25 protein-coding genes and 1 pseudogene are annotated in these 26016 nt (G+C 68.6%); 16 read left to right on the top strand and 10 right to left on the bottom strand.

All coding sequences use genetic code 11. From position 1 onward, the window contains the following. The first annotated feature begins 4 nt into the window (after window positions 1-4). A complete protein-coding gene (locus RNZ50_18285; GenBank protein ID MDT8856945.1) occupies window positions 5-2008 on the top strand; it encodes an AsmA family protein in 2004 nt (667 codons plus the stop codon). A gap of 13 nt (window positions 2009-2021) precedes the next feature. On the opposite strand, the gene RNZ50_18280 is transcribed toward RNZ50_18285, so the two are convergent. Together RNZ50_18280 and RNZ50_18275 are read right to left on the bottom strand one after the other, a co-directional pair. Continuing rightward, window positions 2022-2813 (bottom strand): cobalamin B12-binding domain-containing protein, encoded by a 792-nt coding sequence (locus RNZ50_18280; GenBank protein MDT8856944.1) that lies wholly within the window; start codon window positions 2811-2813, stop codon window positions 2022-2024. A gap of 400 nt (window positions 2814-3213) precedes the next feature. Further along, window positions 3214-3848: pseudogene (locus tag RNZ50_18275) on the bottom strand (GcrA family cell cycle regulator). 465 nt (window positions 3849-4313) lie between these two features. Here RNZ50_18275 and RNZ50_18270 point away from each other — a divergent pair. Next, window positions 4314-5501, top strand: coding sequence for an aspartate aminotransferase family protein (locus RNZ50_18270; GenBank protein MDT8856943.1), 1188 nt, complete (start codon window positions 4314-4316; stop codon window positions 5499-5501). 205 nt (window positions 5502-5706) lie between these two features. Beyond that, entirely contained in the window at window positions 5707-6633 is a 927-nt protein-coding gene (gene argF / locus RNZ50_18265; protein MDT8856942.1) for an ornithine carbamoyltransferase, read from the top strand. 46 nt (window positions 6634-6679) lie between these two features. Here the strand turns inward: argF and RNZ50_18260 are convergent, their stop codons facing one another. After that, complete coding sequence (locus RNZ50_18260) at window positions 6680-7858, bottom strand: MFS transporter (protein MDT8856941.1); 1179 nt, start codon at window positions 7856-7858, stop codon at window positions 6680-6682. Window positions 7859-8101: 243 nt separating this feature from the next. On the opposite strand from RNZ50_18260, the gene RNZ50_18255 reads away from it, so the two are divergent. Next, window positions 8102-8869, top strand: a complete 768-nt coding sequence (locus tag RNZ50_18255) for a hypothetical protein (GenBank protein ID MDT8856940.1) — start codon at window positions 8102-8104, stop codon at window positions 8867-8869. A 134-nt stretch (window positions 8870-9003) separates the two neighbouring features. Next, window positions 9004-10266: a Hint domain-containing protein gene (locus RNZ50_18250; GenBank protein ID MDT8856939.1), complete on the top strand. Its 1263-nt coding sequence runs from the start codon at window positions 9004-9006 to the stop codon at window positions 10264-10266. 4 nt (window positions 10267-10270) lie between these two features. Here RNZ50_18250 and hrpB read toward each other — a convergent pair whose 3' ends face one another. Then, on the bottom strand, window positions 10271-12709 hold the full coding sequence (hrpB, locus tag RNZ50_18245) for an ATP-dependent helicase HrpB (GenBank protein MDT8856938.1): 2439 nt from the start codon (window positions 12707-12709) through the stop codon (window positions 10271-10273). A gap of 6 nt (window positions 12710-12715) precedes the next feature. Continuing rightward, complete coding sequence (locus RNZ50_18240) at window positions 12716-13462, bottom strand: DUF3108 domain-containing protein (protein MDT8856937.1); 747 nt, start codon at window positions 13460-13462, stop codon at window positions 12716-12718. Between the two features lie 154 nt (window positions 13463-13616). Between RNZ50_18240 and meaB the strand changes: the two genes are divergently transcribed. From meaB to RNZ50_18220, 4 genes are all read left to right on the top strand, one after another. Continuing rightward, window positions 13617-14600: a methylmalonyl Co-A mutase-associated GTPase MeaB gene (gene meaB / locus RNZ50_18235; GenBank protein MDT8856936.1), complete on the top strand. Its 984-nt coding sequence runs from the start codon at window positions 13617-13619 to the stop codon at window positions 14598-14600. 210 nt (window positions 14601-14810) lie between these two features. Continuing rightward, window positions 14811-15095 (top strand): 50S ribosomal protein L28, encoded by a 285-nt coding sequence (gene rpmB / locus RNZ50_18230; protein MDT8856935.1) that lies wholly within the window; start codon window positions 14811-14813, stop codon window positions 15093-15095. 230 nt (window positions 15096-15325) lie between these two features. After that, complete coding sequence (locus RNZ50_18225) at window positions 15326-15847, top strand: copper chaperone PCu(A)C (protein MDT8856934.1); 522 nt, start codon at window positions 15326-15328, stop codon at window positions 15845-15847. Window positions 15848-15958: 111 nt separating this feature from the next. Beyond that, on the top strand, window positions 15959-16510 hold the full coding sequence (locus RNZ50_18220) for a 2OG-Fe(II) oxygenase (GenBank protein ID MDT8856933.1): 552 nt from the start codon (window positions 15959-15961) through the stop codon (window positions 16508-16510). Between the two features lie 192 nt (window positions 16511-16702). Here RNZ50_18220 and RNZ50_18215 read toward each other — a convergent pair whose 3' ends face one another. Then, entirely contained in the window at window positions 16703-17017 is a 315-nt protein-coding gene (locus RNZ50_18215) for a hypothetical protein (protein MDT8856932.1), read from the bottom strand. Window positions 17018-17266: 249 nt separating this feature from the next. Further along, the gene (locus RNZ50_18210) at window positions 17267-18415 is read right to left on the bottom strand and encodes a calcium-binding protein (protein MDT8856931.1); all 1149 of its coding nucleotides are present in this window, start codon (window positions 18413-18415) and stop codon (window positions 17267-17269) included. 188 nt (window positions 18416-18603) lie between these two features. Here RNZ50_18210 and lepA point away from each other — a divergent pair, with 188 nt between their 5' ends. Both lepA and RNZ50_18200 read left to right on the top strand, forming a co-directional pair. After that, on the top strand, window positions 18604-20403 hold the full coding sequence (gene lepA / locus RNZ50_18205) for a translation elongation factor 4 (GenBank protein MDT8856930.1): 1800 nt from the start codon (window positions 18604-18606) through the stop codon (window positions 20401-20403). 334 nt (window positions 20404-20737) lie between these two features. Beyond that, window positions 20738-21004, top strand: coding sequence for a hypothetical protein (locus tag RNZ50_18200; GenBank protein MDT8856929.1), 267 nt, complete (start codon window positions 20738-20740; stop codon window positions 21002-21004). 55 nt (window positions 21005-21059) lie between these two features. On the opposite strand, the gene RNZ50_18195 is transcribed toward RNZ50_18200, so the two are convergent. After that, complete coding sequence (locus RNZ50_18195) at window positions 21060-21203, bottom strand: entericidin A/B family lipoprotein (GenBank protein MDT8856928.1); 144 nt, start codon at window positions 21201-21203, stop codon at window positions 21060-21062. Window positions 21204-21343: 140 nt separating this feature from the next. Here RNZ50_18195 and RNZ50_18190 point away from each other — a divergent pair, with 140 nt between their 5' ends. From RNZ50_18190 to parA, 3 genes are all read left to right on the top strand, one after another. Next, window positions 21344-21598, top strand: a complete 255-nt coding sequence (locus tag RNZ50_18190) for a hypothetical protein (GenBank protein MDT8856927.1) — start codon at window positions 21344-21346, stop codon at window positions 21596-21598. A gap of 63 nt (window positions 21599-21661) precedes the next feature. Further along, window positions 21662-21961: a hypothetical protein gene (locus tag RNZ50_18185; protein ID MDT8856926.1), complete on the top strand. Its 300-nt coding sequence runs from the start codon at window positions 21662-21664 to the stop codon at window positions 21959-21961. Window positions 21962-22022: 61 nt separating this feature from the next. Next, the gene (gene parA / locus RNZ50_18180) at window positions 22023-22649 is read left to right on the top strand and encodes a ParA family partition ATPase (protein ID MDT8856925.1); all 627 of its coding nucleotides are present in this window, start codon (window positions 22023-22025) and stop codon (window positions 22647-22649) included. On the opposite strand, the gene RNZ50_18175 is transcribed toward parA, so the two are convergent. After that, complete coding sequence (locus RNZ50_18175; protein MDT8856924.1) at window positions 22646-22834, bottom strand: hypothetical protein; 189 nt, start codon at window positions 22832-22834, stop codon at window positions 22646-22648. The genes parA and RNZ50_18175 overlap by 4 nt on opposite strands. Window positions 22835-22928: 94 nt before the next feature. On the opposite strand from RNZ50_18175, the gene RNZ50_18170 reads away from it, so the two are divergent. Both RNZ50_18170 and RNZ50_18165 read left to right on the top strand, forming a co-directional pair. Beyond that, window positions 22929-23246 carry an antibiotic biosynthesis monooxygenase family protein gene (locus RNZ50_18170; protein ID MDT8856923.1) on the top strand — a complete coding sequence of 106 codons (318 nt, stop codon included), beginning with the start codon at window positions 22929-22931 and terminating at the stop codon, window positions 23244-23246. A gap of 197 nt (window positions 23247-23443) precedes the next feature. Then, window positions 23444-23698 (top strand): GlsB/YeaQ/YmgE family stress response membrane protein, encoded by a 255-nt coding sequence (locus RNZ50_18165; protein MDT8856922.1) that lies wholly within the window; start codon window positions 23444-23446, stop codon window positions 23696-23698. Window positions 23699-23766: 68 nt separating this feature from the next. Here RNZ50_18165 and uvrB read toward each other — a convergent pair whose 3' ends face one another. Then, the gene (uvrB, locus tag RNZ50_18160) at window positions 23767-25947 is read right to left on the bottom strand and encodes an excinuclease ABC subunit UvrB (protein MDT8856921.1); all 2181 of its coding nucleotides are present in this window, start codon (window positions 25945-25947) and stop codon (window positions 23767-23769) included. Window positions 25948-26016 lie beyond the last annotated feature (69 nt).

Raw genomic sequence — 26016 nt, 5'->3', positions numbered from 1 at the left:
AGCCATGCGCTGGATCGTCCGACTGCTGTCTGTTCTGCTGATGCTTGTGGTGGTTGCGGTGGGGGTGCTGTTCCTTATCCCGTCGGACAAGGTGGCGCAGGTGGCCGCGCAGGAGTTCGGGCGGCTGACCGGGCGGGTGCTGACCATCGGCGGCGCGGTGCGCCCTTCGGTTTGGCCGCAGCTTGGGGTGCGGGCGGCGGATGTCACCATTTCCAACGCGCCATGGTCGGATGCGGGCCCGATGCTGCGCACCGAGGAGCTGGAGATCGGGCTGGACATGGCGGCGCTGATCGGCGGTTCGGTGCGGATCACCTCGATCGAGGCGGTGCGGCCGGTCGTGCTGCTGGAACGCAACAGCGACGGGCGCGGCAACTGGGAACTGGGCGCGGCCGCCGGGGATGCCGCGCTGGATGCGGTGGGCGTCACGCCGGACGTGCCGGGGGCGGGGACGCCGTTCACGCTGGACCGCGGCGTGATTTCGGGCGGGTCGCTGACCTTTGTCGATCATGCGGGCGGGCAGCGGGTGGTGCTGGGCGAGATTGACGCCGAGGCGGCGATTCCGGTGTTCAACGGGCCTGCGACGGTGGCGCTGGACGGGGTGATGAACGGGCAGCGGCTGGCGGTGACCGGCACGGTGCAGGATTTCGCGGCGTTTCTGGCCGGGCGGGTGGTGCCGACCGATCTGGCGGCGAAGGTCGGCGGGTCGTCTATCGGTTTCAAGGGGCGGCTTGGCACCGGGCCTTTCGTGGCCGAGGGCGATCTGGTGGCCGATCTGGCCGACATGGCGGCGCTGGGCGGGGTGCTGGGCACCGCCATGCCCGCCCTGCCCGCCGGACTGGGGCGCGACAGCCGCAGCATTTCGGGGGCGGTGACGGTGACTGCCGAAGGCTCGGCGCATCTGCGGGGCGGCGTGGTGGTGCTGGACGGCAACCGGCTGAGCGGCGACGCCGATCTGGTGACCGGCGGCGAGCGGCCGAAGCTGTCGGCGCAGATCAGTGCCGGGGCGCTGAACCTGGCGGCGGCGGGCGGGGGCGGTGGGTCCGGGGACGCGGCGGGCGGCGGTGGCGGGGCGGCCGGGGCGGGCTGGTCGCGCGCGCCGATCGACGTATCCGGCCTGTCGGCGCTGGATGCCGAGATCGCGCTGAGCGCCGACAGCGTGGATCTGGGCAACATGAAGCTGGGCGAGACCCGGCTGCTGGCCACCATCGACCGCGGTCGCGCGGTGTTCGACATCCGCCGGATCGGTGCCTATCAGGGGCAGGTTTCGGGGCAGTTCGTGGTCAATGGCCGCAGCGGGCTGTCGGTCGGGGGCGACCTGACGCTGGCGGGGTTGGCGATGCAGCCCTTGCTGCAAGACCTGGCCGGGCAGGACCGGCTGATCGGGACCGGCGATGTGCGGATCAAGTTTCTGGGCTCTGGCTCGTCGGTGGCGGCGATCATGAACAGCCTGTCGGGCGATGGCAGGCTGTCGTTCGGCAAGGGCGAGTTGCGCGGGCTCGACCTTGCGGGGATGCTGCGCACGCTGGACGCGGGCTATGTCGGCGCGGGCGCCAGGACGATCTTCGACAGCATCACGGCAGGATTCACCATCGCGGGCGGGGTGCTGCGCAACGACGATCTGGTGGTGAAGGCGCCGCTGGTCACCGCAACCGGCAGCGGCACGGTGGGGCTTGGCGCGCGGGTGCTGGAATACCGCATCGTGCCGGTGGCGCTGGCCGAGGCCGATGGCAGCGGCGGAATCAAGGTGCCGCTGCTGATCGCGGGGCCGTGGTCGGACCTGAAATACCGGCTCGACCTGGAATCGCTGGCCGAGGAGCGGCTGAAGGAGGAAGCGGCCAAGCTGGAGGACGAGGCCCGCGCCCGGATCGAGGCCCGCGCGCAGGAGGAACTGGGGATCGTGAAGCAGGAGGGCGAGGATCTGGAAGCTGCCGCCCGCCGCACCGCCCGCGAGGCGCTGGAGAAAGAGGCGGCCAAGGCATTGGGCAACCTGTTCGGCGGCGGCAACTGAAGGCCGGGCGCGGTCAGCCGACCTGCGCCACCGGCTGGGCGGTGAGCCCGCAGCGTTCCAGCGCCGCGTCAAGGTCGCTGGTCACGACGTCCGCCCCGGTTCTTGCGGCAAGCGCCGGTTCGGCATCCAGCAGGGTGCCGCCGATCACCACCGGAACCCTGGCACCGCTGGTCTTGCGCACGGTCTCGACCAGGCGGCGCAGCATCGGCACGCTGTCGCCCAGCGAGGCCGACAGCATCACCGCCTGCACCGGGGTCTGGCGCAGCGCCATCTGCAGCTCGCCCGGGCCGGCCCCCAGCAGCAGGCGCACCGAAAAGCCCGCCCGGCGCAACCGGTCAAGCAGCACCATCGCGCCAAGCGTGTGCTGCGCGTTGCGCGCCACCGCCAGCAGGATCGAGGGCGCGTCGGCCCGGGTCAGGACACCGGCCCGCCAGTCGAGGTCGAGATGGCGCAGCAGGCCCTGAAGCCGGGCGCAGGCGATGGTGACATCGGCAAAGCTCATGCGGTCTTCGACCCAGTCGATGCCGATCAGCCGGGCGGCTGCGGGCACCAGATTCTCGGCAATGGTGACGGCATCGACCCCGGCCTTCTGCATCCGCATCGCCGCATCGCCGCAGGAGTCGTGGTCGTCAGCGGTGGCCGCCTGATGCAACTGGCGAATGTGGCGCGTGACAGCGGCCGGGGACTTGGGGTGACGGGGCAGGGGAGGGGCCGCGCGCTGGCCTGAGGGGCCATCCGCTGCAGCAGAGGGCACAGGTTCGGCCGGGTTTCGTCGGGCGGGGTCGGACAAGGCAAGGTTCTCCATCACCTGCCACAGGTGTGACGTGGCAACCGATAAGACCGGGTCATTCGCGCAGGCTTGATCTGACGATGCCTTCACCTGTAAATCACATCCTGATGTGTGAATATATAAGGCGCGATTGTTTTCCAAGTCACGTTAGCACCACAGCTCAAGGTATGCCAGCGTATACAGACCTGCCGCGCAAGATTTGCCAGCCCCACCGGGTTGCGCCCGATTGCATGGACCCGACGGCGCGGGCCCGATGACATGTAACAGATGGCACGGCCCCGACTGCACGGGCCCAACTGCACGGCCCCCGCCTGCACGGCCCCGACTGCAAGGCCCCGACCGCACGGGCCCGAAGGCTCGGGCTGCACGGGCCCGACTACATCGGCCCGACTGCATTGCCCGGACGGCGCCGTGGTCAGCGGCGACGGTCGCGCCGGGCGCTCATCGGCTGGAAGGCGACGCCGACATGCGCCTCGCAATAGGGCTTGCCGGGCAGCGACGGCAGGCCGCAGAACCAGAAATCCTCGGTCGCCGGGTCACCGATCGGCCATTTGCAGGTGCGTTCGGTCAGTTCCATCAGGGTCAGACGCTTGGCGTGCTTTTCGACCTCGCGCACCGAGGCCAGGGCTTCGGGGCTGATCTCGTTGGCCGAGGGCTGGGGCGGTAGCGGCTGGCCGGCCGGGATGATCGCCTTGCGCAGCGGAATCGGCGTGACGGCCGCCCCGTTTACCGGGGCTGCGGCTGCCGGGGCCGGTTGCGGCCGGTCGGCGGCGCGCGGCACGTCGGCAGGGCGCGCCGGTTCTGGGGCGGCGGGGGGGCGGGACGCGACGCGGATTCGGGGCGCGGGGTGGCCAGCGGCACCTCGTCCTCGACCTCGGCCTCGTCCTTCGCGCCGTTGTTGCCGACGCGGTTCGACAGGCCCAGCCGATGCACCTTGCCGATCACGGCATTGCGGGTCACGCCGCCCAGTTCCTTGGCGATCTGGCTTGCGCTCTGGCCTTCGGCCCACATCTTCTTGAGCGTCTCGACGCGCTCGTCGGTCCAGGACATGGCAGATCTCCGGTCTGGGGTGGCCCCGGAGGGCCATGACCCGACGGTTCCGCTTTTTCCGGCATTCTATCCCGGACAGTGGCAGATACAAGCACCCGGCCCCCGGTTCAAGGGAAAGCGCATCTTTCCGGTGGCAAAACGGCTGGGGTTCGCGGTAGCGCCGATGGCTGCGGCCGAATGGCCCGCGCGCCGGTCTGGACAGGCGGTCGCCGTTGCGCTACGCCACGCCGGATGATCACCCGGCACGCGCCCCTTTCCCTGCCCCGACGCCGACGCTTCTGAGCGCGCGCCGCGGCGCGGCCATCGGGCCGCAACCGGCTGATCGCACCCCCCTGCCAGCACGCTCGGCCGCCGGTTTCCGGCCCGCCCCCTGCAGGCCCCGCCATCGCCCCGCCATACCGTTTCCCAGGTTGACTCGCCCCCGCGCCTTTGGCAGGCCTAGGGCTTCCCGCAAGGACCATCGCAATGATCCCATCCGTGCTTCCCACCTACAACCGCGCACCGCTGGCCTTCGTCTCGGGCAAGGGCTCGTGGCTGACCGACGACACCGGCGCGCGCCACCTCGATCTGGGCGCGGGCATCGCGGTCAACGCGCTTGGCCATGCCCATCCGGCGCTGGTTCAGGCCCTGACCGAACAGGCGCAGAAGCTCTGGCACGTCTCGAACCTCTACCGCATTCCGGAACAGGAACGGCTGGCGAACCTGCTGGTCGAGCACACCTTCGCAGACACGGTGTTCTTCACCAACTCGGGCACCGAGGCGGCGGAACTGGCGATCAAGATGGTGCGCAAGTACTGGTATGAAAAGGGCGACCCCGACCGGATCGAGATCCTGACCTTCGAGGGCGCGTTTCACGGCCGCTCGACCGGGGCGATCGCCGCCGCCGGGTCGGAAAAGATGACCAGGGGCTTCGGGCCGCTGATGCCGGGTTTCCGCAGCCTGCCGTTCGGCGACCATGACGCGCTGCGCGCCGCCATGACCGACCGCACGGCGGCGGTGATGGTGGAGCCGGTGCAGGGCGAGGGCGGCATCCGCACCATGCCCGACGCCTGCCTGAAGGGGCTGCGCGACCTGTGCGACAGCACCGGCGCGCTGCTGGTCCTCGACGAGGTGCAATGCGGCATGGGCCGCACGGGGCGGCTCTTCGCCCATGAATGGGCCGGGATCACCCCCGACATCATGATGGTGGCCAAGGGCATCGGCGGCGGCTTCCCGCTGGGCGCGCTGCTGGCCACCGAAAACGCCGCCTCGGGCATGGGCGCGGGCAGCCACGGCTCGACCTACGGCGGCAACCCGCTCGGCTGCGCCGTGGGAGCGCGGGTGATGGAGATCGTGGCCGACGATGCCTTCCTGGCCGAGGTGGGCCGCAAGGGTGCGCTGATGCGCCAGCGGCTCGAAGGCCTGGTGGCCGCCCACCCGCAGGTGTTCGAGGCGGTGCGCGGCATGGGCCTGATGCTGGGCCTGAAATGCCGGGCGGCCAACACCGACGTGGTCAAGGCCGCCTACGCCCAGAACCTGCTGACGGTCGCCGCCGCCGACAACGTGCTGCGCCTCCTGCCCGCGCTCAACATCCCCGACGACGACATCGTCGAGGCCGTGGCGCGGCTCGACCGCGCGGCCGCGACACTCGACGGGGCGACCGATGCCGCCTGACCTGCCCACCCGAACCCTGCCCCCCTCCGCCCTGCCGCAGGGCGAACGCGCCGTGCGCGCCCACCGACGACTCCGGTGCGCGCGCCTGCAGTGACACCGAACCCGATGGCCGGGGCCCTTCCCTTGCCATTCACCTTGCCCAAATATCCTCGGGGGTCCGGGGGCAGACAGCCCCCGGTGCTTCCGCCCCGGAAAGTCGCCTGACATGAAACACTTCCTCGACATCCACAAGACCGACGCCGCCGACCTGCGCGCCATGATAAACTCGGCCCACGCGATGAAGGCCGCGCGGAACGGGCGCCCGCGCGGCACGCCCGACGACGACCAGCCGCTGGCGGGCCACATGGTGGCGCTGATCTTCGAGAAACCCTCCACCCGCACCCGGGTCAGCTTCGACGTGGGCGTGCGCCAGCTGGGCGGGCAGACCATGGTGCTTTCCGGCAAGGAGATGCAGCTTGGGCATGGCGAAACCATCGCCGACACCGCCCGGGTGCTGTCGCGCTATGTCGACCTGATCATGATCCGCACCTTCGAGGAAGCGACGCTGCTGGAAATGGCCGAGCACGCCACCGTGCCGGTGATCAACGGGCTGACCAACCGCACCCATCCCTGCCAGATCATGGCCGACGTGATGACCTACGAGGAACACCGCGGGCCGATCGCGGGCAAGAAGGTGGTCTGGGCGGGCGACGGCAACAACGTCTGCGCCAGCTTCCTCCATGCCGCGGGGCAGTTCGGCTTCGATTTCACCTTCACCGGCCCGCCGACGCTGGAGCCCGAGGCCGACGCGCTGGGCTTTGCCCGCGACAGGGGCGTGCGCGTCAGCATCGAGCGCGACCCGGCCCGCGCGGTGCAGGGCGCCGATCTGGTGGTGACCGACACCTGGGTGTCGATGCACGACCCCGAAAGCGCCAAGGAACGCCGCCACAACCAGTTGCGCCCCTATCAGGTCAACGAGGCGCTGATGGCGCAGGCCCGGCCGGACGCGCTGTTCATGCACTGCCTTCCCGCGCACCGCAACGACGAGGCCACGTCGGCCGTGATGGACGGCCCGCATTCGGTGGTGTTCGACGAGGCCGAAAACCGCCTGCACGCGCAAAAGGCCGTGCTGCGCTGGTGTCTGGGGGCTTGACCCGAGCCGGGGGGCAACCCGTCCGGGTGCGCTTGGCCCTGACGGGTCATCCCCCGGTCTGGTCTGCCGCCGCGGCGCGGGATGCCATTGCCGCCACCACCAGCAGCAGCAGGGCCAGCACGCCGAAGGTGACGCGAAAGCCGATGTGTTCCGCGACAAAGCCGATGCTCGACGGGGCGACGAGGATGCCGGAATAGCCCAGCATCGTCACGGTCGAGATGCCGACCCCGGTGCCGAGCCCCGGGTGGTTGCCTGCCGCCGACAGCAGGATCGGCACCATGTTGGCGAGGCCAAGGCCGCAGAGGGCAAAGCAGGCGACGGCCAGCGCCTCGGTCGGGGCAAGGCTGGCGCCCAGCAGGCCGAGCGCGCCGATTGCGCCCGACAGCCGCAGCGTCGGCACCCCGCCGAAGCGGTTGCGCACCGCGTCGCCCAGAAAACGCATCACCGCCATGGCGCCCGCGAAGAAGCCGAAGGCAAGGCCCGAGGCCGCGACCGGTGCGCCGAGTTCCTGCGCGAGATAGAGCGCCGACCAGTCGAGCACCGCGCCTTCGGGCACCATCGAAAACAGCGCCATCGCGCCGATGATCCAGATCGCGGCGTCGCGGCGGGTGCGGGGCGCGCGCCGGCCGGGGGGTGCCGGGGCGGGCGGGTCGCCGGTCAGGAAGGGCGCGGCGAGCGCCACCACGCCCAGCGTGACCGCCGAGGCGATCAGCGCATGGCCCCCGGCACCGAAGGCCGCGATCAGGCCGCCGCCGAGGCCGCCGCCGAGAAAGCCGCCAAGGCTCCAGAACCCGTGCGACGACGACATGATGGCGCGGCCCAGCCGCCGCTCGACCTCGACGGCATTGGCGTTCATCGCCACGTCCATGCAGCCGATCAGCGCCCCCATGGCGACCATCGCCAGCGTCAGCAGCGGCAGCGACGGGGCCAGCACCACGGCGGCCAGCGTCACGCTGGCGGGCAGGGCAAAGCCGCGCAGCACGGCGCGCGAACCGTGCCGGGCGATCAGCCCGCCCGAAAGCGCCATCGCCGCCACCGCGCCGACCCCCAGCATCAGGATCAGCAGGCCGACCGTGAAGGTGCCGATGCCGTGGCGCGGCAGCAGAAGCGGAATCTGCGGCGCCCAGCTGCCCATCACGAAGCCGTTGGCAAGGAACATCGCCGCCACCGCCAGCCGACCCTGACGGGTGGCGCGGGCGGCAGGCAGGGGGAGCGCCGTGGACATGGAGAGGCATCCTTGAGCTTGCGGTGGCGGGGGGCCAGACGGCTTTAGCCAGGCCCCGGCCCGCGGACAACCGGCGGTGACGGCGGCGCCGGCGGATTTGTGCGAAGCCGGTCACAGATCGCGGGAAACAAGGTGGAATTGTTTCCATTCCATCGACAGGACCGGACCTGCCGCCTAACCTGCGGCCAGATTTGCGGCCTGCCAGCCCTGACGCGGCGGCGGGCCCCGACCAGAAGGATCGCCATGGCCCGCACCGCCCCCCTTGCCGCATCGGATCGCACCCCCCCCGTTGCCGCCCGCACCTCCCCCCTTGCCGCATCGGACCGTTACGGCCGCGGCCTGCCCAACCTGACCGATATTGCCGACAGTTTCGGGTCGGACAAGGGGTCGGCCAAGCACCGCTACACCGAGCTTTACAACATGCTGTTCCAGCCCTTCCGCGACCGCAGCATCGGCTTTCTGGAAATGGGCCTGCAGATCGGCGGGCCGGAACTGGGGGCGGATGCCGACCGCGCGACCACCGACCTGCCTTCGGTGCGGATGTGGCTGGAATACTTCCGCAAGGCCAGGATCATCGGGCTGGACATCTCGGATTTCAGCTGGTTCAGCCATGAGCGGTTCACGTTCCACCGCTGCGACATGGACAACCGCGCCGAGATCGCGGCGGCGGCGGCGGCGATGCCGAAGCTCGACATCATCATCGACGATGCCAGCCACGCCTCGCATCACCAGCAGAACGCGTTTCTGGAACTGTTCCCCAAGCTGCAGGCCGGCGGGCTTTACATCATCGAGGACCTGCGCTGGCAGCCCGAGGCCTACGAGAAGCCGGGCATCACCCGGACGGCCGCACTGTTCCAGAGCTATCTGACCGAAGGGGTGTTCCTCCATTCCGACCCCGATGTGGCGGACGCCTTCAACGCGCTGCGGATCGACATGTCGGGGTGCTTCATGTTCCAGGTGCGCTATGACAAGGCGCGGCGCGACCAGGTGGTGGTGATCCACAAACGCTGACGCGCGGGGCGGAGACAATCGGCCCGGGGGCCGGGCATTTGGCCCGATGCGCGCAAAATGCCCCGCCCCGGCCGCAAAGGTGCCACGCTTGCAGGCCACCCTGATGTCAGAGCAGTGACAGGCAGGGGGCCGACATGGCCACGATCAACACCGGACTTGGCGGCGCCGTCGGTCTTGGCGAAAGCAGTTTTCGCAATACCGCGCTGACCTCGGGCAATCTGGATGACGGGTCGATCAGGGTGAACATCACGTCGGTGTTCGGATCGTCGGGGATCAACTACTTCGGCACCGACTACACCTCGATCTTCATCAATACCAACGGGCTGATCACCTTCAACGCGCCGGTTACAGCCTATACGCCGACCAACCTGGCGACGCTGACCTATCCCGCCATCGCGCCGTTCTGGACGGATGTGGACATCCGCAACGCCGGGGCCAACGGCACAAACAACATCTACTGGGATCTCGATCCTGCCAGCCAGCGGGTCACCATCACCTGGCATGGCGTGCGGGCCTACAACGGGTCGAACGGCACCAACACATTCCAGGTCGTGCTGGAGCATACCCAGGATGGCAACTTCGAGATCGACTTCATCTATCAGCAGGTTCAGTGGACCAACGGCTATACCGGCGTGGCGCAGGCGGGGATGACCAATGGCGGCACGCAGGATTATGTGATTCCCGGTTCGGGCAACAGCGCGGCGCTGACGCAGTTTCCCAATGCCAGCCTTGACCCCAACGATCCGAACGGCGTGTGGTCCACGCGGTTCCTGAACGGCAATCCGGTGTGCTTCGTGGCGGGCACCCGGATCGCCACGCCGCAGGGGTCGGCCCGGGTCGAGGATCTGCGGCCGGGCGATCTGGTGCTGACGCTGGACGACGGGCCGCAGCCGCTGGTCTGGGTGGGCGGCGGGCGGGTGATCGCGTCGGGTGCTGCGCTGCCGGTCCGCATCGCGGCGGGGGTGCTGGGCAACGGGGCCGACCTGCTGGTGTCGGGGCAGCATCACCTGATGCTGGACGGCGTGGCGTGCGAGCTGCTGTTCGGGGAAGCCGAGGTGCTGGTGGCGGCCAAGGATCTGCTGGGCCTGCCCGGCGTGACGCAAGGTGGCGCGGCGCGCTCGGTCAGCTATCACCACCTGCTGCTGGGGCGGCACCAGATCCTGCTGGCCGAAGGCGCGGCGGCGGAAAGCCTGCATCCCGGGCCGATGGCGCTGGCCGCGCTGCCGCACCGGGCGCTGGCCGACCTGCACGCCCGCTTCCTGCCGTGGGAGCTTGAGCGGCTGGCGCGCCAGCCCGCCGCCCGGCGGGTGCTGCGGCCGCACGAGGCGCGGGTGCTGGTGGCAATGATGCAGCGGCATCCCTTGCAGCAAGCCCCGGCGCTGCATCTGGCGGCGTGAGGCGTCAGGTGCCGCGCGGCTTGGCGCGCACGGTGGGTTCGGCGGCGCGCGGGTCTTCCGGCCACGGGTGGCGCGGGTAGCGGCCGCGCATGTCGCGCCGCACATCGGCATAGGAGTTGGCCCAGAACCCCGGCAGATCCTGCGTCACCTGAACCGGAGTGCCGCCCGGCGACAGCAGGGTGATGCGCAAGGGCAGGCGCGCCGGGCCGACGCAGGGGTGAACGGTGACGCCGAACATTTCCTGCAACCGCACCTCGATTCCGGGCGCCTCGCCGCCATAGTCGATCGGCACGCGGCGGCCCAGCGGGGTTTCGACATGCGCGGGCGTCAGGCGGTCGAGCATTTGCAGCGCCTCCCATCCCAGCGCCTGCCGCAAGGGTTCGGTCAGATCGAGCCCGCGCAGGTCGCTTTCGCTTTTCATCCCGGCCAGATGCGGCAGCAGCCAGTCTTCGTGCGCCAGAATGGCGGCGTCGGACATGTCGGGCAGGTCGGCCCCACCCGCGCGGCAAAGCTGCACCCGCGCGGCCAGCCGGCGGGCGGCTGGCGTCCAGGGCAGACCGATCTGGCGCAAACCCTCCAGCGCCGCGCGGGCCAGCGCCTGCGGTGGCGCATCGGGCCACGGCCGGTCATCGAGCACCAGCGCGCCGAAACACTCCTGTCGGCGCGCCACCACGCGCCCCTCGCGGCGCGACCAGTCGCAGACCTCGCGCCAGCGGATCTCGGCGGCGAACAGGTCGCGCAGCTCCGCCTCGGGGATAGGCACCGCCTGCCGGATCGTCGCCTCGCGCGCATCACCATCCAGATCGGTGGCCACGATCAGCCGCGCACCTGCCAGCGGCGTGCCGGGCGCCATGGCCGCGCCCTTGCCGCCCGACAGCACCCAGCGCGGCGCTTCGCCCTTGCGGCGCAGGCCCACCCGGTCGGGGTAGGCCAGTGCCGCCATCTGCGCCAGGCTGAGCGTGGCGGTGCCGCCGCGCGCCAGCCGCTTCGCCTCGGCCTTTATGCGCTCGACCGTCGGGCGGTGGACCGTGTAAGGATGATCGGCCTCGAAACGCGACGGGTCGTTGAGCGCCGCCATGCGCAGCGCGAGGTCGGGCGGCGCACCGCGCAGCGGGTCGCGTTCGGCCAGCAGGGCGGCCAGGGTCGCCGCCTGTGCCCCGCCGCCGGTCAGCAGCATGTGGCCAAGCCGCGGATGCAGCGGCAGGGCGGCAAGCGCCCGCCCGTGATCGGTGATCCGCCCCGCGCCATCCAGCGCACCAAGGGCGGTCAGCAGCGCCCGCGCCTCGGCCAGCACGCCGGGATTGGGCGGGGTGAGGAAGGCCAGCCCCTCGATCCCGCCCCAGAGCGCCAGTTCCAGCGCGAGCCCCGACAGATCGGCGGCCTCGATCTCCGCCGGGGGGAAGGGGGCAAGCCCGCCTTCCTCTCCACGCGACCACAGCCGGTAGCAGACGCCTTCGGCCACCCGGCCCGCCCGGCCGCGCCGCTGTTCCGCCTCGGCGCGCGTCACCCGTTCGGTCACCAGCCGCGACATGCCCGACCGGGCATCGAACCGCGCCCGCCGTGCCCGCCCGGCATCGACCACCACGCGGATGTCGGGGATGGTGAGCGAGGTTTCGGCGATCGCGGTCGCCAGCACGATCTTGCGGCCCGGCACGGGTGCCAAAGCCGCGCGCTGGGCGGCAAACTCCATCGCGCCGAACAGCGGGCGCAGCTCGCAGCCCGCGGGCAGGCGGCCCTTCAGCGCCGCCTCTACCCGGCGGATTTCGCCTTCGCCCGGCAGAAAGACCAGCACGCCGCCCTCGGTTTCCGCGACCGCCTGCAGCACCAGCGCCGCCGTCTCGGCCTCCAGCCGTGCCTGCGGACCCAGGGGGCGGGGCAGCCAGCGGGTTTCGACGGCAAAGGCCCGCCCGGCCGAGGTGATGACCGGCGCATCGCCCATCAGCACCGCCACCGGGGCGGCATCGAGCGTCGCCGACATCGCCAGCAGGATCAGGTCGGGGCGCAGGGCAGCGCGGACCTCCAGCGCCAGCGCCAGCCCCAGATCGGCGTTCAGGCTGCGTTCGTGAAACTCGTCGAAGATCAGCGCGCCGATGCCGTCAAGCGACGGGTCGGACTGGATCATCCGGGTCAGGATGCCTTCGGTCACCACCTCGATCCGCGTGGCGCGGCCCACCTTCGCCTCGCCCCGGATGCGGTAGCCGACCGTTGCCCCCACCGCCTCGCCCAACGTTTCGGCCATGCGTTCGGCGGCGGCGCGGGCGGCCAGGCGGCGCGGCTCCAGCATCACGATGCGGCCGTCGCACAGCCCCGAATCGAGCAGCGCCAGCGGCACCCGCGTGGTCTTGCCCGCCCCCGGCGGGGCCTGCAAAACCGCCATCCGCCGCGCCCGCAGCGCGTCGATCAGGCCCGGCAGGGCCTCGTCTATCGGAAGCCGGTCACTCACCCCGCCTTATCGCCGCTTCAGGCTGGCTTTGCCATAGAGCGTGTCCATCGCCACTTCGGTCGCCCGCATCCGGCCATTGCCCAGCGGCTGGAAGGTCACGCGAAAGGCGAAGCGCGACTTTTCGGCCATGTCTTCGGCCGAAAACCCCTGCAGGCGACGGTATTCGCCATTGCAGACCACGGCCTCGCCCTGCGCCTGCGGCGAGTTCAGCCTGACCTGCGTTCGACGCCGCCCGTCGAACAGTTGCAGGTCGACCTTGCATTCCTGCCCGGCATCGACATCGCGCAGCGTGGCGTAAAGCGCGGTCAGCGGGTCCACCGTGCCGCCCTGGGTCGCGGGCGACACGTCGCCGGGGCGCGGATCGCGCGGCGGGTTGTAGGTCTTGACCTGCGGCACGCCCGCCCGGTAGGCCATCACCGCCTCGGACCGCCGCTTGCCGGTATCGGCGATTTCGGTATAGGAAGCGGGCACATAGCGCCCCCGCACCACGCTGCCCGTCGCCTTCGCGTCATAGCGCACCTTGCGCAGCATCGCGACCAGCCCGCCGCTTTGCAGCTTGCCCGCCACCGAATAGCGGCCACCATCCTGCGTGCCGGTGAAGTTCAGCGTCCCGGCCCGGATGCCCTTGATCACCAGATCGAACGCAGCCTGATCGGTCTGCGCCATCGCCACAGCGGGCGCCAGACCCACACACAGACCCAACCCCAGGACCAGACCGAGCCCGCGCATCCTACCGATGAAACCCTTGAACATGTCCAACCCTCTATCTGCGGCAGATCGCGGCGACAGGCCGCGCTGCCTCTGGCATATCGCCGCGCGACCGGGCACAACAGCCCCCGGGCCGGAACAGGCGGTGACAATCCCGTCAACCCGGCCAGGACAAGCGAAACCCTGCCGGAGCGGTTGCATGGATGTTTCAGATTGGGCAATGGCTGTAACGGCGGGCGACCGCCGGGCGCTGGCGCGGGCCATCACGCTGGTCGAAAGCGGCCGCGCCGACCACCGCGTGCAGGCCCGCGCCCTTCTGGCGCAGGTCCAGCAAAGCGGCAGGCAGGCGCTGCGGATCGGGCTTTCGGGCACGCCGGGGGTCGGAAAATCGACCTTCATCGAAAGCTTCGGGCTTTTGCTCACCGCGCAGGGCCTGCGCGTCGCGGTGCTGGCGGTCGACCCGAGTTCCGCCCGCTCCGGCGGCTCGATCCTCGGCGACAAGACCCGGATGGACCGGCTGTCGCGCGACCCCCGCGCCTTCATCCGCCCCTCGCCCAGCCAGTCGCAGCTGGGCGGCGTCGCCCGCCGCACCCGCGAGGCGATCGCGCTCTGCGAGGCGGCGGGCTACGACGTGGTGCTGATCGAAACCGTGGGGGTCGGGCAGTCCGAAACCATGGTGGCCGACATGTCGGACCTCTTCGTGCTGCTGCTGGCCCCCGGCGGCGGGGATGAATTGCAGGGCGTCAAGCGCGGCATCATGGAGATGGCCGACCTGATCCTGGTGAACAAGGCCGACGGCGACCTGCGCCCCGCCGCGCTGCGCACCTGCGCCGACTACGCAGGCGCCCTGCGTCTGCTGCGCCGCCGACCGCAGGACCCCGAGGGCTTCCCCAAGGCGATGACGGTCTCGGCCCTGCAGGACGCAGGGCTTGCCGACGCATGGCGCGACATGCAGGCACTGACCGGGTGGCGCCGCGACCACGGCCACTGGGCGCACCACCGCGCCGCACAGGCCCGCCGCTGGTTCGAACAGGAGGTGCGGCAGGGCCTGCTCGCCGCCCTGACCCGCGACCCTGCCCGCGGCCTGATGGACAAACTCGGCGCCGAGGTGGCGACGGGCCGCCTGACCCCCGACGATGCCGCCGCCCAGCTGCTCGCCCTGCTGGCCGCCCCCACCCCCTGACCCTGCGCCTTCTCATTGGCCCTAATACCCTCGGGGGGTGAGCCGCAGGCGAGGGGGGCAGACAGCCCCCCTTCCTTTCCCCCGCCCGCACCGGGTGAATCGCTTGACGTTGCCGCGCTTTCCCCATAAACGGCGCGGATGGAATTCGGCGCGCTGCCTTCGGCGGGGCTCCTTGATGATTGCACGACTAGAAAAACAAGGATCACGACAATGTCGCGTGTCTGCGAACTGAGCGGCAAAGGCCCGATGAGTGGCAACACTGTCAGCCATGCCAACAACAAATCCCGGCGGCGCTTCCTGCCGAACCTGAACGAGGTCACGCTGATCTCGGACATTCTCGGCCAGTCGTTCAAGCTGCGCATCTCGGCGCATGCGCTGCGCACGGTGGATCACCGCGGCGGGCTCGACGCCTTCCTTGCAAAGTCGAAGGACGACCAGCTGTCCGACAAGGCGCTGAAGATCAAGAAAGAAATCTCCAAGGTCGCCGTCGCCTGATCAGGCTTGCCGGTTGCCCGTTTCCAAGGCCCCGCCCCCGTGGCGGGGCTTTTGGTCATTTCCTGCCGCTGCCCGACGCGGGCGCGCGTTGCGCGGCCCTGTCGCCCGGCCGGGCAACAGGCTGCGGTTGCCGCCCCGGGGCGTTGCGCCCATGATGGCGCATGATTCGAAACGACGCGATGTCGCCCCGGCGATGGTGGCGGCGCGTGTTCCAGATGACAGGACATGGCATGACATTTCTGAAGAACGTCGCACGACCCCTGCTGGCTGCGGCGGCGCTGGCTTTCGCGCTGCCTGCCTTTGCGGCCGAGGATGTGATGATCGTCGATCCCTATGCCCGGGTTTCCACCATGATGTCGGCCTCGGGTGCGGCCTTCATGGTGATCGAGAACCGCGCCGCCACCGATGACCGGCTGCTGTCGGCGGCCTCGGACGTGGCCGAAAAGGTGGAACTGCACACCCATGTCGAGGACGCCAACGGCGTGATGCAGATGATCGAGGTGCCGGAGGGCTTCGTGATTCCCGCCGCGGGCAGCCATGCGCTCGAACGCGGCGGCGACCATGTGATGTTCCTTGGCCTGAAGCGGCCGCTGAAGCATGGCGATATCGTCACGGTCACGCTGACCTTCGAGCAGGCGGGCGCGGTGGTGGTCGAGGTGCCGGTCGATCTGGAGCGCAAGCCGGGCATGGCGGCCATGGGCATGGGCGAGGGCATGGGGCCGATGATGCATGGCATGGGTGCCGGCAACTGAACCAGCGCGAAAGCGACATTGCGTCGCTCCGGCACGCGCAGGGGCGCCCCGGCAGGTGCATGACCGGGGCAGGGTGCCGCCGACACCCGCACCCTGTGCCGGAGGATTGCCGTGACCCCCTGCCTGACGATTGCGGATGCGTTTTCGCCGCAGGATTGCGCCGATCTGGTGGCGCTGGCCGCCGGGGCGGCGCTGCGCGATGCGGCGCTGGTGGGCAAGGCCACCAACCACGGCATCCGCCGCGCCGATCTGGTCTGGGTCGATGACCTGCCCGATTCGGACTGGGTGATGGCGCGCCTGATCGGGGTGGTGGCAGAGGCCAACCGCGCGGGCTACACCTTCGATCTGAGCGAATTTGCCGAAAGCGCACAGATTGCCCGCTATGGCGCCGAGCGTCAGGGCCATTTCGACTGGCATTCCGACATCGGCGCCGGGGCACTGGCGTCGCGGCGCAAGCTGACGGTTGTGGTGCAACTGTCGGACCCGGCCACCTACCGCGGCGGCGGGCTGGAACTGCGCCCCGACAGTGCCATCATCGACGCCTCGCCCGACCTCGGCACGGCCACGGTGTTCCCCAGCTTCGTGCTGCACCGCGTCACGCCGGTGACCGAAGGGGTGCGCTGGTCGCTGACGCTCTGGGCGCATGGACCGGCTTTCCGCTGAAACGGGGTTCCGCTCCGGTTGCGCCGGTCATGCGGCGGCGGCGGAGCCTCCGGCGGGGATACTTGGGCAAGGTGAATGGCCGGGAAGGGGCAGGGGGTCGCGCCGAGGGGGGGGGCCACGCCGACGGGGGGGCAGGGCCAAGGCGCGGCAGGCCCGATGGGGCCTGCCGGACGGGTCCGGATCGGCCCGAAATCAGCGGGCGCAGGACGCCTCTGCCATGGTGCCGAACGCCTTGTAGCGCGCCCAGAAGGCGTTGTCGGAATCGCGCTTGGACATTCGGACCTTCTGCGCCTCGTCGGGGTTCTGGAAGAACTTTGCGGCCTTGCGCTGGTCGCCGCCGCGCAGGGTCTGGTCTGCGACTTGCTGGATGCAGTTGCACAGCGCCCGGTTGCCCGAGCCGCCATCCGAGCGCAGACAGGCCGAGGAGATCGGCCCGGCGGTGGCGACGGAGGAAGCAAAGGGCAGCGCAAGCGCCACAAGTGCTGCTGCAAGAACGGTTCTTTTCATGTGTCTGCCTCTCGTCAGGGCCATGACGCCCCTTCTGAGGCGCCTCTGACCGCGATCATATTGTCGCTCAATCATGGCGATTTGACGGCAACATTCAAGGATTGTTGCGTCCTCGGCCGCGATTGCCGCTTTCGGGCCGGGGTCGGGGCCAGAGTTGGGGCGGGCAGGGGCAGACGGCACCAGATCGGGTAGCGTGCCCGCGGGGTGCGACCGGGGCCCGCCGCCCCGACCGGCCCCGGCGCCCCCGGATCAGGCCAGAAGCGAGTCGCGCAGGTCCGCCAGGCTGCCCTGCACCGCGATGAACATGTCTGCCACGCCGTCGCCGTCGCGGTCGCCCAGCAGATGCGTACCGTCATAGCGCAACTGACCCTCGATGCCATCGAAGGCCGCCGCACCGATGAACCAGAAGGCCTGGTCGCCGGGACGGTTGCTGTTGGCATCGACATAGGACAGGTCGATGATGTCGGAGGCGTCAAAGTCGCGGATCACGTCTGCCGTGGCGCGGGTCTGGCCTTCGATGTCCTTGGTGGTGAAGACAAACACATCCGATCCGGCGCCGCCGAACAACTGATCCTTGCCAAGGCCGCCGGTCAGCACGTCGTTTCCCGCGCCACCCCGCAAAGTGTCGGCACCGGCGTCGCCGGTCAGCACGTCGTTTCCCGCGCCACCCCGCAAAGTGTCGGCACCGGCGTCGCCGGTCAGCACGTCGTGTCCCTTGCCGCCGACCAGCCTGTTGTCGAACTCGTTGCCCTTGAGGGTGTTGTCGAGTGCGTTGCCCACGCCGTTGATCGCGCCGTCGTCCAGCGTCAGGTGCTCCACCCAGTCGGGCAGCTTGTAGCTGGCGGTCGCGATGACCGTGTCGATGCCGCCGCCCTGCAGTTCGGTCACCACGTCGCCTTCCTCGTCGACCCAATAGGTGTCATTGCCGCTACCGCCGATAATCGTGTCGACCCCGGCGCCGCCATCAATCTTCATGTCGATGGTGCGCGTCGAGGCGTCGATCAGGTTGGCAGAGCCGTTGCCGAAAACGCTGGGAATGTCGGCTTCGACATTTAAGCGCTCGACGAAATCGGGCAGCGTGTAGTTCAGGTGCGCCACCTGCAGGATCAGCAGGTCATTGCCGCCGCCGCGCGCTTCCGAGATGGTGAAGTTGGTCGACCCGAACCGGGTGCCGGGCGGCGCGGTGATCACGTAGGTGTCGTTGCCGGTGCCGCCGTAGAGCGTGTCGTGGCCCGGGCTGTTGCGCAGCCAGTCGCGCCCCGCCCCGCCGAACAGCCGGTCGTTGCCGTAGCCGCCCGCCAGCGTGTCGTTGCCAAGCCCGCCCGCGATTGACAGGTCCAGATCTGAACCGGACGTGAGAATATCGTCACCGTTGGTTCCAACGATCCTTGTTTCCATGTGACTGCCCTCGTTTTGTTGTATTTTGCCGCCTTCGGTCGCCGTTGCGGTCTACCCTGGGCGGATTGCCTGTAAATTTCGTTATCAATATGGCGAAGCACCTGTTCTGGCGCAACTCTTTCCGCCTTGGGGGGCGGGGGTGAACCATGCCCATTGACCCCCCAATGATTCCTGATCATATGCCGCGCATGACCCAGCTAGATCTCATCCGCAACTTCTCGATCGTGGCCCATATCGACCACGGCAAATCCACCCTCGCCGACCGGCTGATCCAGTCGACCGGCACGGTCAAGGACCGTGACATGAAGGCCCAGCTGCTGGACAGCATGGACATCGAGCGCGAGCGGGGCATCACCATCAAGGCCAACACCGTGCGGATCGAGTATCCGGCGAAGGATGGCAAGACCTACATCCTGAACCTGATCGACACCCCCGGCCATGTCGACTTTGCCTACGAGGTTTCCCGCTCGATGCGCGCGGTCGAGGGCTCGCTGCTGGTGGTGGACGCCTCGCAGGGGGTCGAGGCGCAGACGCTGGCCAACGTCTATCAGGCGCTGGACGCGGGGCATGAAATCGTGCCGGTGCTGAACAAGATCGACCTGCCCGCCGCCGAGCCCGAGCGCATCAAGCAGCAGATCGAGGACGTGATCGGGCTGGATGCCAGCCAGGCCGTGCTGATCTCGGCCAAGTCGGGCCTCGGCATTCCCGACGTGCTGGAGGCGATCGTGACGCGCCTGCCCGCACCCAAGGGCGACCGCGACGCGCCGCTGAAGGCGATGCTGGTGGACAGCTGGTATGACGCCTATCTGGGCGTCGTCGTGATGATCCGGGTGATGGACGGTTTCCTGCGCCGCGGCGACCGGGTGCGGATGATGCAGACCAACGCGGTCTACGCCGTCGACAAGCTGGCCGTGCTGAAGCCGCAGATGGTCGACATCGCGGAACTGGGGCCGGGCGAGATCGGCATCTTCACCGCGCAGATCAAACAGGTGCGCGACACGCGGGTGGGCGACACCATCACCCACGAACGCAAGGGCTGCGACCAGGCGCTGCCGGGGTTCAAGCCCGCGCAGCCGGTGGTGTTCTGCGGCCTGTTCCCGGTCGATGCCGCCGAGTTCGAGAACCTGCGCGACGCCATCGAGAAGCTGGCGCTGAACGACGCGTCCTTCAGCACCGAGATGGAAACCTCGGCGGCGCTGGGCTTCGGCTTCCGCTGCGGCTTTCTGGGCCTGCTGCACCTTGAGGTGATCCGCGACCGGCTGGAACGGGAATACGACATCGACCTGATCACCACCGCGCCCTCGGTGGTCTATCACCTGTTCATGAAGGACGGCACTGTGCGCGACCTGCACAACCCCGCCGACATGCCCGACCTGACCCACGTCGACCATATCGAGGAGCCGCGGATCAAGGCGACCATCATGGTGCCCGACGAATACCTCGGCGACATCCTGAAACTGTGCCAGGTCCGCCGCGGCATCCAGATGGACCTGAGCTATGCCGGCTCCCGTGCCATGGTGGTCTATGACCTGCCGCTGAACGAGGTGGTGTTCGACTTCTACGACCGGCTGAAATCGGTGACCAAGGGCTATGCCTCGTTCGACTACATGATCTCGGAATACCGCGAGGATTTCCTGGTCAAGATGTCGATCCTGGTGAATGACGAGCCGGTGGACGCGCTGTCGATGATGGTCCACCGCGACCGGGCAGACATGCGCGGCCGGGCGATGGTGGAAAAGCTGAAAGAGCTGATCCCGCGCCACATGTTCAAGATCCCGATCCAGGCGGCGATCGGCGGCCGGGTAATCGCCCGCGAGACGCTTTCGGCCATGCGCAAGGACGTGACCGCCAAATGCTACGGCGGCGACGCGACCCGGAAACGCAAGCTGCTGGACAAGCAGAAGGCCGGGAAGAAGAAGATGCGGCAGTTCGGCAAGGTGGAGATTCCGCAGGAAGCGTTCATCAACGCGCTGAAGATGGATGGGTGAGGGGCGGCCCCGGCTCAGGCCGGGGAGAAAACGCTCCAGTGGAGCGTTTTCAGCGCCGAACGCCTGCGCACGCCTGCGCGGGCAGGCGCACCAGCAGGCCAATTTGTCGAGGACCTCTGGATCATGAAGGGTTTTCCCTATCAGCGCCCGTCACCCTGATGAAATCGGGCCGTATGCCCTGAACTTCCCGGTCAAGCCACCCTGTGCCCCCCTTCCCAGCGACCGCGTGTCGCGTCGTTTGCCTGTGGGTGCCATGCGATACCGCCTCAGTCAGGGCACTTCCGGCGCGGCAGAGGCGCGGGTGGGTCCGGGCCGGGAATGCAGCGGAGGCGGGATGGCGCAGGATCAGGGCACGGGCGGGGCGGTTCCGGGGGGATTTGCCGATGTGGCCGCACTTTACGCGGCGTTGAACGCCAGCGAGGCGGCGTGCAAGCTGGCCACCGAAAAGGCGGCGCAAGAGGTGCAGGCGGCGCTGAAGCGGGCCGACAAGGCGGAGACGCGGATCGGCGCCGAGCGGATGATCTCGTATGCGATCCTGTTTGTAGGGGGCCTGCTGATCCTGATCCTCGCCGTCATCCCCCATCTGACCGACCGCTGCTGAGGCCGCCGCCGATCCGGGGGGTGGCAGGGGGCGGAGCGCCGCCCCCGCCGTGGGGTCACATATCGCTTTGAACCGATTGCGATTCGGCAGTAACCGCCTGCCCGGCCGAGGACATGTCGCGCCCCGCGCCCTGGATGGTTTCGCAGGCGCTGGTGGCCAGCAGGGCGAGCAGCGGCAGGTAGGCGAGACGGATGCGCATGGAAATCTCCTGTGATGGGCCGCGATCAACGCGCGGGCGGTCAAAGGGTTCCCGCGGCAAGTCGATATGCCCGGAGCGGTGGCGCGGGGGGAACCTAACGCCCCCGGCCGCGTTCGTTCATGAAACCCAAGGAGGGGATCATGGATCGTCTGAGCATCTTTCTTACCATCATTGTCGGTGCGCTGGTCACCGGCGGTCTGGTCACCGCGGCGCTGGCGATGGGTTGGTATTCGTGGCCCGCGATCGGCGGGGCGGCCCTGCTGGGGGTGCTGCTGACGTGGCCGGCGAGCTATCTGATCTCTCGCCGGATCAAGCGGCAGGACCCGCTGTGGGATGAAACGAAGGTCGACCGGGTGGACGGCGTCATCCCGACGCCGGGCGCGCCGGAAGTCTGAAGCGGCCGGGGCGGTCACTCCGGCGTTAACCCTGCGTTAACGGAGAGTGGCCAGACTGCGGGCATGAGACCGGTCCTGCCCCTGCTTGCCCTGCTTGCCGCTTGCGGTGCCCAGCCATCACCGGTGATGACGGGGGCCGAGCGGGTGGAGGTGACGCGGGCGGGGCGCAGCTTTGTGGTGTTCCACACCGCAACGCGGGTCGAGGTGATCCGGCTGGGCTACGCGCGGCCGGGCGAACATCGAGCGATCCGCGCAACGATGGTCGATCTGATCCCCCAGACCACCGGCTGCCGCCTCGTGGCGTCGACCCTGCAAGGCGACTCGGGCGAGATGCGGGGGCGAATAACCTGCCCGAAATCCTGAACGCGCAGATGCAATCCCCTGCGATCAACGCTATGCTGCAATGCAGCAAGAAGGAATCGTCATGCGTGGCAAGGTCATCACCGTCGCACAGCAGAAGGGCGGCTCGGGCAAGACGACGCTTGCGGTCAACCTGGCCGTGGCGTTCACCCGCCGGGGCTTCAAGGTGGCGCTGCTCGACACCGACCCGCAAGGCAGCCTTGGCCGATGGTTCCTGACGCGGCGCGACAAGCTGGGCGAGGCGGGGATGGAGCTTTCGACGGCTTCGGCCTGGGGCGTTTCGTATGAATGCGAAAAGCTGCGCAAGACCAATGACTTCATCATAGTGGACACCCCGCCCAAGGTGGATGCCGACCTGCGCCCCGCCCTGCGGGAGGCCGACCTCGTGCTGATTCCGGTGGCGTCGAGCCAAGTCGACCTGTGGGCGACCGAAGGCGTGCTGGACCTTGCGGCGCGCGAGAACAAGAAGGCGACCATCGTGATAAACCGCGCCACGGCGGGCACGCGGCTGACCGAGGCGGTGGCCCGCGATGCCGAGGAGTTGCGCGCGATTGTCGCGGTGGCGCGGCTGGGCAACCGGGTGATCTATGCCGAAACGCTGGGCCTGGGCCTTGCGGCGCTGGAAGGCGGCCGATCCCCGGCGATTGCCGAAGTGCAGGCGCTGGCGGACGAGGTGCTGAGCCTGCTCTAATCGTCTTTCCGGGTGTGGATCAGCACCCAGTAGGCATAGGCCCCAAGGGTGAAGAAGATCGCGGCCCAGATCGGGTTGCCCAGCCAGAACAGTTCTGCCCCCGACCAGACAATGGGGAGGATGGCGGTGGCCCAGCGGCGCCAGCGGGGACGGAAGAACGGGTGGTTGGGATCTATGAGTTGCATGAAACGACATTAGCCTTCGGTGCCACCTGCGGCAAGCACGGGCTGCCCATTCGCGCCGATCTGTGGCATCATGGCGCGGCACAAGGAGCATACCATGCCGCAAATCACCAAGGATTTCAAAGGCCAGACCGTCATCACCACGTTCGAGATGACCCCCGGCACCGCAGTCGACCTTCTGGAGGCGCTGGAAGATGCCTATCACAGCTTCATCCGGCATCAGCCCGGATTCATCGGTGCCAGTCTGCACATGAATGACGCGCATACCCGCATCGCCAACTACAGCCAGTGGCAGCGGCGCGAGGATTTCCAGGCGATGCTGCGCACCCCGGAGATGCGTGACCGCAACCGCAAGATCGCCACCCTCTGCGCCCGGTTCGAACCGGTGATGTATGAGGTGATGGGGGTCTTCTGACCCGGCCGCCTGCCCGCCGCGGCGATGGCCGGGGGTCATGCCCGCATTCGGCGCCTGCGGGATCCTGCCGCCCCTGCGGGAACCTTCCGCACCGTCGCGCGTTCCTTTCGGTCGCCCTGCGGCGCTGCCCCGTCGGGGCGCGCGCAGGGCGGGCGGGGGGCATCTGGGCCGCCCCCGGCAATTCATGGGAGCACGATATGGGTGTCGAGAGTCTGTTGGTGATGCTGTTGGTAGGTGCCGTGGCCGGTTGGCTGGCGGGGCTGATCGTCAAGGGGTATGGTTTCGGCCTGCTCGGGAATATCGTGGTCGGGATCGTCGGCGCGTTCATCGCGGGCATCATCCTGCCGCGTCTGGGTCTTGGCCTCGGGTCCGGCATTCTGGGCGCTGTTGTCTACGCGACCTTCGGGGCGGTGGTGCTGCTGTTCCTGATCCGGGTGCTGAAGCGGGTCTGAAGCCAGCGGGCTGTGCCGCAGGGCGCAGCCCCCTTCCGGTTTCAACCGCGGGCCGACCGACGCGACCCCTAGCGGTGATGGGTGCGCTTGCCACCCCGCATTCCGGCGCGGCCGCCGGTGCTGCGACCGCCGCGCTTCACGGCATCTTCCACCGCTTCTTCGACGACTGACTGGCGGGCCAGCGGGTCGTCGGCAATCGCAAGCTCCACTGCTTCCAGCCTGCGCACCTCGTCGCGCAGGCGCGCGGCTTCTTCGAACTCCAGATTTTCGGCCGCCTTGCGCATGGCGGTCCGCATTGCGTCAAGGTGAGCCGCCAGATTGGCGCCGACCATCGGCTTGTCGACCTTTGTGGTGATGCGCGCCTGATCGGTGTCGCCCTGCCACAGGCCGGAAAGCACGTCATCGACGTTCTTGCGAATCGTGGTCGGGGTGATGCCGTGCAGGGTGTTGTAGGCAATCTGCTTTTCGCGGCGGCGCGTCGTTTCCCCGATCGCCCGTTCCATGCTGCCGGTGATCCGGTCGGCATACATGATCACCCGGCCATCCGAGTTGCGCGCGGCGCGGCCGATGGTCTGGATCAGCGAGGTTTCCGAGCGCAGGAAGCCTTCCTTGTCGGCATCCAGAATCGCCACCAGCCCGCATTCGGGAATATCCAGCCCCTCGCGCAGCAGGTTGATGCCCACCAGCACGTCGAACGCCCCCAGCCGCAGGTCGCGCAAGATCTCGATGCGTTCGATGGTGTCGATGTCGGAGTGCATGTAGCGGATGCGGATGCCCTGTTCGTGGAAATACTCGGTCAGGTCTTCGGCCATGCGCTTGGTCAGGGTGGTGACGAGGATGCGCAGGCCAAGGGCGGCAACGCGGCGAATCTCGTCCAGCAGGTCATCGACCTGCATTTCCACCGGCCGTATCTCGATCATCGGGTCGACAAGGCCGGTGGGGCGGATCACCTGTTCGGTGAAGGTGCCGCCGGTCTGTTCCAGTTCCCACGCGGCCGGGGTGGCGGAAACGAAGACGGTCTGCGGGCGCATCGCGTCCCATTCCTCGAACTTCAGCGGGCGGTTGTCCATGCACGAGGGCAGGCGGAAGCCGTGCTCCGCAAGGGTCATCTTGCGCCGGAAGTCGCCCTTGTACATGCCGCCGATCTGCGGGACGGAAACGTGCGATTCATCTGCGAAAACAATGGCATTGTCGGGGATGAACTCGAACAGGGTCGGCGGCGGCTCGCCCGGCGCGCGGCCTGTCAGGTAGCGCGAATAGTTCTCGATGCCGTTGCACACGCCGGTCGCCTCCAGCATCTCGATGTCGAAGGAACACCTCTGCTCCAGCCGCTGCGCCTCCAGCAGCTTGCCCTCGGCGGTCAGCTGGTCAAGCCGGTGGCGCAGCTCTTTCTTGATGCCGATCACCGCCTGCTGCATCGTCGGCCGCGGGGTGACGTAGTGGCTGTTGGCATAGATGCGGATCTGCTTGAACGTGTCGGTCTTCGCCCCGGTCAGCGGGTCGAATTCGGTGATCGATTCAAGGTCTTCGCCAAAGAACGAAAAGCGCCACGCCCGGTCTTCAAGGTGGGCGGGCCAGACTTCGAGGCTGTCGCCGCGCACCCGGAAGCTGCCGCGCTGGAACGCCTGATCGTTGCGCCGGAAGGCCTGCGCCACCAGTTCCGACATGATGGCGCGCAGGTCGTAGGGCTGGCCCACCACCAGATCCTGCGTCATCGCCGAATAGGTTTCGACCGAGCCGATGCCGTAGATGCACGACACCGAGGCCACGATGATCACGTCATCGCGTTCCAGGAGCGCCCGGGTGGCCGAGTGGCGCATCCGGTCGATCTGCTCGTTGATCTGGGATTCCTTCTCGATATAGGTGTCGGACCGCGCGACATAGGCTTCGGGCTGGTAGTAATCGTAGTAGGACACGAAGTATTCGACAGCGTTTTCCGGGAAGAAGCTCTTGAATTCGCCGTATAACTGCGCGGCAAGCGTCTTGTTCGGCGCCAGGATGATTGCCGGGCGCTGGGTCGCCTCGATCACCTTGGCCATGGTGAAGGTCTTGCCCGTTCCGGTCGCCCCCAGCAGCACCTGGTCATGCTCGCCCGCGTCGATGCCTGCCGACAGTTCGGCAATCGCCGTCGGCTGGTCGCCTGCGGGCTGGAACGGGGTGGCCAGCACGAATTTGCGGCCGCCTTCCAGTTTCGGGCGGGTCAGCACCTCGGGGCGCGGGGCGGGGGCGTTGGTGTTGTTGTGGGGCATGGTGATTCCTGTTCACCTTCACACTTGATCTGTTTTTGTTCCCGTTCAAGGGGGGCGGGGGCTGCTGTT

It is taken from the genome of Paracoccaceae bacterium Fryx2, assembly GCA_032334235.1.
Taxonomy (GTDB): domain Bacteria; phylum Pseudomonadota; class Alphaproteobacteria; order Rhodobacterales; family Rhodobacteraceae; genus JAVSGI01.
Note: the sequence above shows the minus strand (reverse complement) of the source record. Positions and strands in the feature narration are given on the sequence as shown.